This is a genomic window from Pseudomonas sp. B14-6 (assembly GCF_013260315.1).
In the GTDB taxonomy this organism is placed as follows: Bacteria; Pseudomonadota; Gammaproteobacteria; order Pseudomonadales; family Pseudomonadaceae; genus Aquipseudomonas; species Aquipseudomonas mandelii.
Genome location: NZ_CP053929.1, coordinates 3,981,494 through 3,994,083, shown reverse-complemented (window position 1 = coordinate 3,994,083; position 12,590 = coordinate 3,981,494). Strand labels below are relative to the sequence as shown.

The following is a 12,590-nucleotide window of genomic DNA, read 5'->3' as shown; positions in this document are numbered from 1 at the left end:
CAGCATAGCGCGTTCAAGAGATTGCTCAAGATCGTGGGGGCGAGCCGGCTCGCGAAGAGGTCGTTTACATTCAGCACCCTGTTGAATGTCAGGCCGCCATCGCGAGCAGGCTCGCTCCCACAAGGATCAGCGGCGTTGCAGCAGGCCGCGCAGGGCCAGGACGGCAGGGACGCCCAGGCCAAGCCAGCTCAAGGCATCCCACACGCCGTCGCCCAGCAACGCGGCGAACAACCCCGCGGCACTGAGCAGCGCGATCACGGTGGGCGTGGCGAAGACCTTCCAGAAGTTCGACTGTCGTGGCCTCATGCTTGAGCCTCCGCTTGCTCGAGCGCAGGTTTCGCCGCCTTGCGCCGCACTACCCACAGATAAGCCCCGCTGCCCAGCACGACGATGGTCAGCCCATCCAGAGTCGCCCAGAGGATTTTCATCGGCATGCCACCGTAATCACCAAAGTGCAGGGGTTGCGACATGCCCATGGCGTCCATGTACCACGGTCGTTCCGCCACCGCCGTGACTTGCAGGGTACTGGCGTCAATCAACACCGGGGTCAGCAGGTGCGAAGTCAGGTGGGTGCTGCCTTTCATGAACACGGCGTAATGGTGTTCGCTGGAAAACCGTGTGCCGGGGAAGGCGATGAAATCGGGTTGCATGCCCGGCGCGACTTCCTTGGCGATGTCGAGCAAACGGGTCGCGGGTGCCAATTGCGTCAGCGGTGGCGCGTCGCGGTAGGGTGCGATCATCGTGCTCAGTGCGTCGTTGCGCCAGGCGGCGATCAGCAGGTCGGCGCAGGCACTGATCACGCCGGTCACCCCGACCACCAGTGCCCAGGTCAGGGTGACCACGCCGATCAGGTTATGCAGGTCGAGCCAGCGCAGGCGAGTGGATTTGTCCTGGCGCACGCTGGCGAATTTCAAGCGGCGCATGAACGGCAGGTACAGCACCGTCCCGGAAATGATGGCAACGACAAACATCAGCCCCATGAACGCCAGCAACAACTTGCCCGGCAGACCGGCGAACATGTCCACGTGCAGGCGCAGCATCACCATCATGAAACCGCCGTTGGCCGACGGCATCTCCAGCGCTTCGCCGGTGCGGGCGTCGAGCATGAAGGTGTGCGACGAATTGGGCTCGGTACCGGCGGTGGCCGCCATGATGGCGATCGCGGCGTTGGGCTCTTCTTCGTCGAAGCCGAAATACTGCATGACTTCGCCGGGGCGATGTTTTTCCGCCGCCTGCACCAACTGCTGCAAATTCAGCTGCGGGGTGTCCGCCGGCATTTGCTTCAACTCGGCGGCATCGCCCAGCAGGTGGTCGATCTCGTGGTGGAAGATCAACGGCAGGCCGGTCAGCGCCAGCATCAGCAGGAACACGGTGCAGATCAGGCTGGTCCAGGTGTGGATGAACGACCAGCGGCGAATTGTTTTACTTTTCATTTGATGGCCTTCAGAAATACCAAAGCCGTCCCCGAAGGACGGCTTGGTCTTGGAGCGTTCAGCTCAGGCAATTACCACTTGTAAGTTGCACTGGCGACGACGCTGCGCTGGTCGCCGTAGTAGCAGTAGAAACTGTCACAGGTGGAGATGTAGTCCTTGTCCAACAGGTTGGTGGCGTTCAGTGCCAGCGACGCGCCTTTCAGGCTGTTGTCCAGACGGCCGAGGTCGTAATGGACCGCCGCGTCGAACACGGTGTAGGCATCGGCCTTGCCCAGCCAGGTGTTGCCCTGATCGCCGTAGGTGTTGCCGGTGTAGCGAGCGCCGGCGCCAATGCCGAAGCCATCCAGCACGCCGGTGTGCCAGGTGTAATCGGCCCACAGCGAAGCTTGTTGGTTGGGCATCAGTTGCAGTCGGTTGCCCTTGTAGTCGCCTTTCTGCACTTCGGATTTGGCCAAGGTGTAGGCCGCGATGATTTTCAGGTTTTCGGTGACGTCGGACACCGCTTCCAGCTCCAGGCCCCTGACCTTCACTTCGCCAGTCTGGCTGGTGATCGGTGTGGCGCCGACGGTGGTGGTGACCGAGACGTTTTTCTGGGTCAGGTCATACACCGCTGCGCTGAGCAGGGTGTTGCTGCCCGGTGGCTGGTACTTGATGCCCAACTCCCACTGCTTGCCTTCGGTCGGCTTGAACGATTCGGTGCTGGAGGCTGATGCGCCAGTGGTGGGTTGGAAGGATTCGGCGTAAGACAGATACGGCACAAAGCCGGAGTCAAACACATAGCTGATCGCCGCGTTGCCGCTGAAGGCTTTGTCGCGCTGGGTGTTGGTGGCATCGCCCTTGTTGAAAAACTCGGTGCTGGTGTGGACCCAATCCTCACGTCCGCCGACGGTCAGGCGCCATTGGTCGAGGGCCATTTGATCCTGTACGTACAGGCCGGTCTGGTAGGTCTTCTGGTTGTAGTCGTAGAACGCGGTGGAGCGCGGTGGACGAACGATGGGCTGGCCATAGATCGGGTTGTTGACGTTGGTGGTCAGCCCGTCGCCGAAAATCGAGGTGTAGTTGGTGTTGCTGCGCTGGTGGTCGAGACCCAGCAGCAGGGTGTGACGGACATTGCCGGTGGCGAAGTCGGCCTGGAAATTGTTATCCACGGCGAACTGGCTGATGTCTTCATCGACGATGGTGCTGGTGCGCCCGACGTTGCCTTCGTTATCCACTTGGGTGAACGGATACGAGCCGACAGTGAGCCCCTGGAACGACAGATCGGATTTGGTGTAACGCAGGTTCTGCTTGAACTGCCAGACGTCGTTCAAGCGATGTTCGAACGCATAGCCCAGAGCGTAGTAGTTGCGGTCGTAGTATTCCCAGTCCGGGTCGCCGAGATTCTTATGATGGGAAACCTTGCCGAACGGCATGTCGATCTTGGTGCCCTGCACCGGCAGGAACTGGCTGGTGATGCCGGTATCGTCGCGGGTGAATTGCGTGAGCAGGGTGAAGCGGGTGTCTTCGTCGATGTTCCAGGTCAGGCTTGGCGCGATGTTGTAGCGCTTGTTGTCGACGTGGTCGATCTGCGTGCCGCTGTCGCGCACCACGCCGCTCAGGCTATAGAGGAACTGGCCTTCGTCATCAATTTTGCCGGTGCTGGCGAAGTTGATCTGGCGCTGGTTGTCGCTGCCGTATTGCAGCTGGATCTCGTGGCTGTCTTCAGCGCTTGGACGGCGGCTGACCATGTCCAGCAAGCCACCCGGCGGGGTCTGGCCGTACACCGACGACGCCGGGCCGCGCAGCAGGGCGAGGCGATCGAGGTTCCAGGTTTCCTGTTTCGGGTTGGCGTAGGTGCCTTTCGGCAGAGGCAAGCCATCGAGGAACTGGGTCGGCTCAAAGCCCCGGACCCGCAGCCAGTCGGCACGGGTGTCGCTGCCGTAGCTGCTGGCGACGATGCCGGGCATGTAGCGCACGGCGTCATCGAGGTTCTGCACATTGCGATCTTCCATTTGCTGGCGAGTGGCGACCGATATCGAGCGCGGCGCTTCGACCAGCGCGGTGTCGGTCTTGCTGCCGGCGGCGGTGCGCGTGGCGAGGTAGCCTTCCACCGGGCCCCAGGCGCTTTCAGTGTTTTGCACACCGATGACGGCGGTTTCCGGCAGGGCCAGCGTGCCCTCGGGGATGGCGGCCAGACTGTAGGTGCCGGCGTTGCTTTGTTCCAGTTGCAGACCGGTGCCGCGCAAGGCTTCACGCAGGGCGCTGGCGGCGTCGTACTGGCCCTTGACCGGCGCGGAGGTCTTGCCCGCGGCCAGCGAAGGGTTCAACGACAGCGCGAGGCCCGCCTGGCTGGCGATCTGGTTCAGCGTGCTGGCCAGTGGCGCGGCCGGCAGGTTGTAGGCGCGAACGCTGGACGCCTGTTCAGCGGCAATCAGCTGACTGCTGGCCAGCGGGGCGCAAAGGGCAATGGCGATGGCCAGCAAGCTGGGGCGCAACAAGGTGTCTAGCGAACGGGACATACAGCGGCTCCTGAATGGAAATATTTCTCAATTGCCTAGGTGCCGAATGAGAATCCCAAAGTGATAGGGCTGGATGAAAATAATTTCGATTCAGTAAGTGAGGGGCTGAGTCTAGATGTGTGCTGTTGTTGACGGCCTCTTCGCGGGCAAGCCTCGCTCCTACGGGTTTTGTGTCGACCTGTGGAGCGATGACATCCTGTAGGAGCGAGGCTTGCCCGCGAAGGCGGCCGATCAGACGCAACACCCCTCAGGGCTTGGCTTCGGCCTTCGCCACCGTCACCCACCACGGCGTGTGCTGTTCGATCTGCACGGGCAAGGTCGGCAGCAGCGCGCTCAGCGCCTTGTCGGTGTCGTGCAGGGGGAAGCTACCGGTGATCCGCAGGTCAGCCACCTCCGGCGCAACGCCCAAATGCCCCCGTCGATATCGACCGAGTTCGTGCACCAGGTCTTCCAGTCGTGTGTTGTCCACCACCAGCATGCCGCGGGTCCAGGCATCGGCGCCGAGGTTCAGCGCGACGATTGGGCCCAGGCCATTGCTGCGCATCAGCACTTGCTGGCCTTCACGCAGGATCTGCTCTTCAGGACTCGACTGCGGATGGGCGGCCACCGCGGACTGCAACACGCTCAGTCGCGTGCCGTCGTCCTCGCGCTTGACCAGGAACCGCGTACCCAGCGCGCGCAGGCTGCCTTCACGGGTTTCGACGATAAACGGCCGCGCGTCGCCATGACCGGTTTCGACGAGAATTTCCCCTTCCTGAAGGATGATCAGCCGCTGCTTCTCGTCAAAACGCACGTCCACCGCGCTGTGGGTGTTGAGGTTGATCAGCGTGCCGTCGCTCAGGCGCAGGGTGCGCTGCTCGCCGGTGGCGGTGCGCTGGTCGGCCAGCCAATACTCGATGGGCAAATGACGATCACCGACGAACAGCGCCAAGCCGATTACTGCGACGACGCTGGCCAGGCCACTGCCGAGCTTGCGCACCCGTCGGCGAATGCTTTCGCGCGATTGCAATAACGCCGTGCGCGCCGGGCCGCTGGCGACGCTGAAACGCTGGTCGAGCATGCCCAGTTGGCGCCAGGCCCGCGCGTGTTCCTCGTGGGCGGCGTGCCATTTGGTGAACTCTTCGCGCTCCACCGGGCTGCCGGAATCCAGGGACAATTGCCAGGCAATCGCGGCATCCAGCACCTGCGCTGATACCGGTTTGGAACTGGCCGGGCTCATACCGGCTCACCGTACAGCGCGATGTAGCACTGACGAATGCCTTGGGCCAGGTATTGGCGAACCCGAGGCACTGACACGCCCAGACGCTCGGCGATTTGCGCATGGCCGAGGCCGTCGAGGCGGTTATAGAGAAACGCCGCCCGGGCCTTGCTGGAAAGCTTGCCAAGCAGGCGGTCGATGTTTTTCAGGTCTTCGAGGATCAGCTGCTGTTCTTCCACCGACGGTTGTTCGCCTTCGGGGATCAGCATCAATTCGGTGAGGTAGGCCTGTTCCAGCGCTGCGCGACGGAAATAGTCGAACAGCAAGCCCTTGGCGATCGCCACCAGAAACGCCCGCGGTTCACGAGGCTCCTTCAGCTCATCACGGCCGAGCAGGCGCATGAAGGTGTCCTGACTCAGGTCTTCGGCTCGTTGTGGGCAGGCCACATTGCGTCGCAGCCAAGCCAATAGCCACCCGCGATGGTCGCGATACAACGCACCAACGAGCTCACTTTGGGGGCTTTGGACTGACGACACGCAGCATCACCGATTGGGAAGTGTTAACTAACGAGAATTGTTCGCGATTGTGGCAGAGGCGGGGGAGGTAAGCAATTGGCCACTGGTCAGGTGGTTTTTGATGGGGAGTTTTCAGGTGGACCGCGTTGTCGTGCTTCGCGGGCAAGCCTCGCTCCTACAGGATGTCGTCGTTCCACAGATCAACACAAAACCTGTAGGAGCGAGGCTTGCCCGCGAAGGCGTCAGAACGGCGCCGCAGATTTAGAAGGACGGCGCCCGCTGCCGGCGTTTCCACTGACTCACCCGCTGCTGCAAATTCAACGGGCTATGAATCTGCTGCTGCCGCGCCCGGCTGAACAGAATCAACGCCAGCTCCGCCGTGGCCAACGCATCGGCGCTGGCGTTGTGGCGTTCGAAGACTTCCAGCTTGAACCAGTCGATCCAGTCATCGAGCCCGGCATCGCGAATGTGCGCCTGAGGACACAGCAACGGTGCGATGTCCGCCACATCCAGAAACGTATTCTGCAATTTGTAGCCCAGATGCTCTTTCAGCGAACGCCCCAGCATGTGTTGATCGAACGGCGCATGAAACGCCAGCACCGGGCTGTCTCTGACGAACTCCATAAATTCGACCAGTGCCTGAGCCGGATCGCTGCCAGCGGCAATCGCGCTAGGCCCCAGACCATGAATCAATACGCTGGGCCCTACCTTCATATCGGCGCATTGCAGCGTGCGTTCGAACTGCTGGCTGAAATCGATCGCTCCGTCTTCGATCACCACCGCGCCGATGGACAACACCCGGTCCTTGTTCAGGTTCAGCCCGGTGGTTTCCAGGTCGAGCACCACCCAGCGCTGCTCGCGCAGGCTGCATTCACTCAGATCGGCCGCCGAGGGTAAGCGTTGCAGACGTAGCTGGAGTTCAGCGGTCAGGCTTGGGCCTGCCGGACGCAGCCATGAAAACAGGCTCATAGCTGATACCGCAGGGCCAGGCTGCTTTGCAGGCGTTGAGCCTGGCGCAGGGATTCACGCAGGATCCGTCGGTCCAGATGATTGAGGCTGTCCGGATCGACCCGGTTGGAGTAGGGCAAGTTCTCCCGAGTCTGTAGCTGATGTTGCTGCATGCGGGTTTGCTGGATGAAGTGGTAGGCCTCTTCATACGCGGCGCCGTCGAGCCGTTCGATGACCTCTTTGGCCACCAGTTCGCGAAAGCGCTCCAAGGTATTGTTGGACTCGATGCCATGGGCCAGGGCCAGCAATCGGGCGCCATCGACGAAAGGCGTCAGCCCCTGGACTTTCAGATCCAGCGTGGCTTTCTCGCCATTCTTGCGCGCCAGCACGAACTCACGGAAACGCCCGACCGGAGGGCGGTTGCGCAAGGCGTTCTCGGCCATCATCCGCTGGAACAACCGGTTGTCATTCACCTGATCGAGAATCCCCCGACGCAGCTGCTCGCAACCTTGTTCGTCGCCCCAGACCACCCGCAGGTCGAAATAGATGCTCGAACCCAGCAGGTTCTCCGGCGTCGCCTCACGAATAAACGCCGCAAAACGCCGCGCCCATTCGGCCCGGGACAAACACAGTTCAGGGTTGCCGGCCATGATGTTGCCCTTGCACAGCGTGAAGCCGCAGAGTGCCAGGCTCTGGTTGATCTGCTGGGCAATCGGCAGCAATTTTCCGCGAATTTCGGCGGCATGCGCCGCGTCCCGGGCTTCGAACAGAATGCCGTTGTCCTGATCGGTGTGCAGCGTCTGTTCGCGGCGGCCTTCGCTGCCGAAGCACAGCCAGCTGAATGGAATCCCAGGGTCGCCTTTTTCGGCGAGGGTCAGTTCGATCACCCGGCACACGGTGTGATCGTTGAGCAAGGTGATGATGTGGGTGATCTGGGTCGAGGAGGCACCGTGCGCCAGCATGCGTTCGACCAGTTGGCCGATCTCGCCGCGCAGCGCCACCAGGTTTTCCACTTTCTGGGCGCTGCGAATAGTCCGCGCCAAATGGACGAGGTCCACCCGTTGCAGGGAAAACAGGTCGCGCTCGGACACCACGCCGCACAGACGATGGTCCTTCACCAGGCAGACGTGGGCGATGTGCCGTTCGGTCATGGCGATCGCCGCATCGAAGGCGCTGTGGTCCGGCGACAGGAAAAACGGCGCCTGGGTCATGTGGCGTTCGATCGCTTCGTTGAAGTCGTCAGTGCCGTCGGCCACCACATGGCGCAGGTCGCGCAGGGTAAAAATGCCCAGTGGGGCTTTGCGCTCGTCGACAATCACGATGCTGCCGACCTGTTGCTCATGCATCAGGGTCACGGCTTCACGCAATGGCGTGGCGGGGCTGCAAGTCACCGGATGGCGCATGGCCAATTCGCCCAGTCGCGTGTTCAGCGAATATTGAGTACCGAGGGTTTCCACGGCTTTTTGCTGGACTTGCTGATTGACCTGATCCAGCAGGCTGCTGACACCGCGCAGGGCGAAGTCGCGAAACGTGGTGGAAAGGGCGAACAACTTGATGAACGCCAGCTTGTTGAGCTGAAGGCAAAAGGTGTCTTCGGCCGCCAGGTGTTCGGTGCGGGTCGCCCGTTCGCCCAGCAGCGCGGCGAGGGGGAAACACTCGCCGGTGGTGATTTCGAAGGTGGTTTCGGTGCCGCCCTTGGCCGTATGCGGGCGCTCACCCACAACCCGTCCTTGTTTGACGATGTAGAAATGCTCGACCGGCCCGTCGGCCGGTTTGATGATGCTTTCGCCGGGCGCATAAAAACGCAGCTGACATTGTTCAACCAGGTACGCCAGGTGCGCGTGTTCCATTTGATTGAAGGGCGGGAATCGCTGAAGGAATTGCAAAGTGCCCTGAATGTTCTGCAACACCGCGGTTTTCCCTGCCTGTGTAAAGGCGTCCTCTCTACTCATAACCATTACCGCAGTCTTTTTTGAATTGTTGTCGGATGACTACCCCATGGTCGGCTCGTACATGCAGGGTGCCCATTGGACGTAAGTCTAGGTCGGGGCGTGCAGGCTTCGGAAGTTAGGAAATGTCTGACGCAAATGCAGGAAAAACCTCCTACATTGGCTATAGGAAAAGTTTCCGACGAAGTGCACATTGAAGGTCTACTTAGCGATGTCTGACGAAAGTGCTAGGGGATTGAATTGAAAACGTAGAGAAAGCCATGTCCGACCACGATATTTTGAGTGATGCCGAGCGCGAGGCGCTGAGTGCCGTCATGCTCGAACCCGATTTACCGGCGCAGCGGGTGCTGATCGTTGACGACGATAAAGACTCGCGTGAGCTGTTGTCGGAGATTCTTGCGTTGGACGGTATTCGTTGCATGACCGCCGCCAGTGGCGAAACTGCACTCAAAATGGTGATCGAAAAACCAACGATTGGCCTGGTGATCACTGATTTGCGAATGGGGCACATCGATGGCCTGGACCTGATCCGCCAGGTGCGAGAGTCAGTCCGGGCGGCGATGCCGTTCATCATCGTTTCCGGCGACGCCGACGTGAAAGACGCAATCGCCGCAATGCATCTGAGCGTGGTCGACTTCCTGCTCAAACCTGTCGATACCGGCAGGTTGTTGGAGCTGGTCAAACATGAGTTGGGAATAATGGATGAGCAAACACCGACTTGATAAAAAAAGGCCCTGATCTTTCGATCAGGGCCTTTTTTTGTCCGGCGTCAGTGCTCAGTTACAGGCCATTGGCAGCCTTGAACTCGCGGCGACGACGGTGCAGGACCGGCTCGGTGTAGCCGTTTGGCTGCTTCGTGCCTTCAACCACCAGTTCGACCGCCGCCTGGAAGGCGATGTTGCTGTCGAAGTTCGGTGCCAGCGGACGATACAGCGCGTCGTTGGCGTTCTGGCGGTCAACCACCGGCGCCATGCGCTTGAGGCTTTCCATGACCTGGTCATGTGTGACGATGCCATGACGCAGCCAGTTGGCGATGTGCTGGCTGGAAATCCGCAGCGTCGCACGGTCTTCCATCAGGCCGATGTCGTTGATGTCCGGCACCTTCGAGCAACCCACGCCCTGATCGATCCAGCGCACCACGTAACCGAGAATGCCCTGGGCGTTGTTGTCCAGTTCGTTCTTGATCTGTTCCGCAGTCCACTGCGGGTTCACCGCCAGCGGGATGGTCAGGATGTCGTCAACCGACGCGCGGGCACGTTTGGCCAGTTCGGCCTGACGGGCGAACACGTCGACCTTGTGGTAATGCAGCGCGTGCAACGCAGCGGCAGTCGGCGATGGAACCCAGGCGGTGTTGGCGCCGGCCAGCGGGTGAGCGATTTTCTGTTCGAGCATCGCCGCCATCAGGTCGGGCATCGCCCACATGCCTTTACCGATCTGGGCGCGACCTTGCAGGCCGGTGCTCAAACCGATATCGACGTTCCAGTTTTCGTAGGCGCCGATCCACTTCTCGGCCTTCATGTCCGCCTTGCGCACCATCGGGCCGGCTTCCATGGAGGTATGGATTTCGTCGCCCGTACGGTCGAGGAAACCGGTGTTGATGAACACCACGCGCTCGCTCGCAGCTTTGATGCAGGCCTTGAGGTTGACCGTTGTGCGGCGCTCCTCGTCCATGATCCCGACTTTCAGCGTGTTGCGCGGCAGACCGAGGACTTCTTCGATGCGACCGAACAGCTCGTTGGTGAACGCGGCTTCTTCCGGGCCGTGCATTTTCGGCTTCACGATATAGACCGAACCGGTGCGGCTGTTCTTGCGCGAGTTGTTGCCGTTGAGGCTGTGGATCGCTGCCAGACTGGTGATCAAGCCGTCGAGAATGCCTTCCGGCACTTCGTTGCCATCTTTGTCGAGGATCGCATCGATGGTCATCAGGTGACCGACGTTGCGCACGAACAACAGCGAACGACCATGCAGGCTCAGTTCCTTACCGTCGACACCGGTGTAGGTGCGATCAGCGTTCATGGTGCGGGTAAAGGTCTGACCGCTTTTGGAGACTTCTTCCGACAGGTCGCCCTTCATCAGGCCGAGCCAGTTGCGGTAGATCACCACTTTGTCATCGGCATCGACAGCGGCGACGGAGTCTTCGCAGTCCATGATGGTGGTCAGCGCAGCTTCCATCAGGATGTCTTTGATACCGGCAGCGTCGGTCTGGCCGACCGGGGTGCTGGCATCGACCTGGATTTCGAAGTGCAGGCCGTTGTTTTTCAGCAGGATTGCAGTCGGTGCGGCTGTATCGCCGTGGAAACCGATCAGCTGTGCATCGTTGCGCAGGCCGGTGTTGCTGCCGCCTTTGAGGGCGACGACCAGTTTGCCGTCAACGATCTTGTAGCCGGTGGAATCGACGTGAGTGCCGGCCGCCAGGGGCGCGGCTTCGTCGAGGAAGGCTCGGGCGAAGGCGATGACCTTGTCGCCGCGAACCTTGTTGTAGCCTTTGCCTTTCTCCGCGCCGTCAGCTTCGCTGATGGCATCGGTGCCGTAGAGCGCGTCATACAGCGAACCCCAACGGGCGTTCGAGGCATTGAGCGCGAAACGGGCATTCATCACCGGAACCACAAGCTGTGGACCGGCCATGCGGGCGATTTCGTCATCGACGTTTTGCGTCGTTGCCTGGAAATCAGCCGCTTCTGGCAGCAGATAACCGATGTCTTGCAAGAAGGCTTTATAGGCCACAGCGTCGTGAGGTTGACCGGCACGGGATTGGTGCCAGCCATCGATACGAGCCTGGAAATCATCGCGTTTGGCGAGTAGGGCTTTGTTCTTCGGCGCCAGGTCATGGATGACCTTGTCGGCACCGGCCCAGAACTTATCGGCGGTGAGGCCGGTACCGGGAATGGCTTCGTTGTTCACGAAGTCGAACAGGACTTTGGCGACCTGCAGGCCACCGACTTGAACGTGTTCAGTCATTGCTTGCCTCACTCTGCTCAGCTATTTCGCTTTTCAGCTCTTCAAATTAACAATGAAGCCTCTGGCTATTTAAACCACAAACCCCTTCCACCAGTACATGCCATTTCGGGCGGCTGGGATGGAACCGATCAACGGCTTTGAGGCCTTGCTGACAGGGCTATCAGGGCTGCGAGTGTGCCTGTGGCAGACATCGATCCAACGTTATGTAGTGCGCGCTGCGGCATACTACATGATGAATTGCGCTTGTGAAAATTAGACTAATTACGTCGTTCTGCGACCCCATGACGCATTGCAGTCACGTCGGGGCACGGGATGTTCTCAAAAAACTATTGGATTGTTCCAGTTAAATATAAAAACTTGTACACGATTTATTGTTCGCGATGTTCTTCGCGGCGCTCCTTTCGCGGGCAAGCCTCGCTCCTGCAGGGGGCGGCTCCTTCTAGGAGCGAGGCTTGCCCGCGAAGGCGTTCGCCGATTCAACGCAGTAACAACCCTTGCCTATACTTCTTTTTCTATAACAAAAGAGGGCTGCGCCATGGACCACCTCGTACTCACTGTTTTCGCTCCGGACAAGCCAGGGCAGGTCGAGCGCATTGCCCAATGCATTGCCGAGCATGGCGGCAACTGGCTGGAGAGCCGCATGTCGCGCATGGCCGGGCAGTTCGCCGGGATTCTTCGGGTGGGCGTGCCGGCCGAGGCTTACGATGAGCTGGTCGATGCCCTGAAGGCGTTGTCCGCCCACGGTATTCGCGTGCTGATCGCCGAAAGCGGCATTGAGCAATCCTGCACCTGGAAACCGATTGCCATGGAGTTGGTGGGCAATGACCGCCCGGGGATTGTCCGTGACATCACTCGCCTGCTGAGTGAGCAAGGGGTGAGCCTGGAGCGTCTGGTGACCGAAGTGCGTCCGGCACCGATGAGCAGCGAGCCGTTGTTTCACGCCGAAGCGATCCTGGCGGTGCCGCTGACCTTATCGCTGGATGTCTTGCAGTCGCGCTTGGAAACCCTGGCCGACGATCTGATGGTGGAATTGGTGCTGCGCAGTGAACCCTGACCGGGTTATCCAAGTTAAACGTGCACCTGCCTGTGGA

Annotated in this window: 10 protein-coding genes; 2 read left to right on the top strand and 8 right to left on the bottom strand. The window is 60.4% G+C overall.

The features are described from left to right. Nucleotides 1-126 precede the first annotated feature (126 nt). The 7 genes from HP062_RS18345 to HP062_RS18315 form a co-directional block, all read right to left on the bottom strand. A complete protein-coding gene (locus tag HP062_RS18345) occupies nucleotides 127-306 on the bottom strand; it encodes a hypothetical protein (RefSeq protein ID WP_010467072.1) in 180 nt (59 codons plus the stop codon). After that, entirely contained in the window at nucleotides 303-1,433 is a 1,131-nt protein-coding gene (locus tag HP062_RS18340) for a PepSY domain-containing protein (RefSeq protein ID WP_010467074.1), read from the bottom strand. The genes HP062_RS18345 and HP062_RS18340 overlap by 4 nt, the downstream gene beginning before the upstream one ends. A gap of 71 nt (nucleotides 1,434-1,504) precedes the next feature. Continuing rightward, nucleotides 1,505-3,931: a TonB-dependent siderophore receptor gene (locus tag HP062_RS18335; RefSeq protein ID WP_172791840.1), complete on the bottom strand. Its 2,427-nt coding sequence runs from the start codon at nucleotides 3,929-3,931 to the stop codon at nucleotides 1,505-1,507. Nucleotides 3,932-4,178: 247 nt separating this feature from the next. After that, entirely contained in the window at nucleotides 4,179-5,150 is a 972-nt protein-coding gene (locus HP062_RS18330) for a FecR domain-containing protein (protein ID WP_172791839.1), read from the bottom strand. Then, nucleotides 5,147-5,665 carry an RNA polymerase sigma factor gene (locus HP062_RS18325; RefSeq protein WP_010467082.1) on the bottom strand — a complete coding sequence of 173 codons (519 nt, stop codon included), beginning with the start codon at nucleotides 5,663-5,665 and terminating at the stop codon, nucleotides 5,147-5,149. Before HP062_RS18325 ends, HP062_RS18330 begins: the two co-directional genes overlap by 4 nt. A 240-nt stretch (nucleotides 5,666-5,905) precedes the next feature. Continuing rightward, nucleotides 5,906-6,613, bottom strand: coding sequence for a PolC-type DNA polymerase III (locus HP062_RS18320; RefSeq protein WP_010467084.1), 708 nt, complete (start codon nucleotides 6,611-6,613; stop codon nucleotides 5,906-5,908). Continuing rightward, nucleotides 6,610-8,550, bottom strand: coding sequence for a putative nucleotidyltransferase substrate binding domain-containing protein (locus HP062_RS18315; protein ID WP_042932509.1), 1,941 nt, complete (start codon nucleotides 8,548-8,550; stop codon nucleotides 6,610-6,612). Before HP062_RS18315 ends, HP062_RS18320 begins: the two co-directional genes overlap by 4 nt. 251 nt (nucleotides 8,551-8,801) lie before the next feature. Here HP062_RS18315 and HP062_RS18310 point away from each other — a divergent pair, with 251 nt between their 5' ends. Beyond that, nucleotides 8,802-9,263: a response regulator gene (locus HP062_RS18310; protein WP_102593750.1), complete on the top strand. Its 462-nt coding sequence runs from the start codon at nucleotides 8,802-8,804 to the stop codon at nucleotides 9,261-9,263. Nucleotides 9,264-9,321: 58 nt separating this feature from the next. Here HP062_RS18310 and HP062_RS18305 read toward each other — a convergent pair whose 3' ends face one another. Then, nucleotides 9,322-11,499, bottom strand: a complete 2,178-nt coding sequence (locus HP062_RS18305; protein WP_172791838.1) for a malate synthase G — start codon at nucleotides 11,497-11,499, stop codon at nucleotides 9,322-9,324. A gap of 535 nt (nucleotides 11,500-12,034) precedes the next feature. On the opposite strand from HP062_RS18305, the gene HP062_RS18300 reads away from it, so the two are divergent. Next, complete coding sequence (locus HP062_RS18300; protein WP_010467092.1) at nucleotides 12,035-12,553, top strand: glycine cleavage system protein R; 519 nt, start codon at nucleotides 12,035-12,037, stop codon at nucleotides 12,551-12,553. Nucleotides 12,554-12,590: the final 37 nt, after the last annotated feature.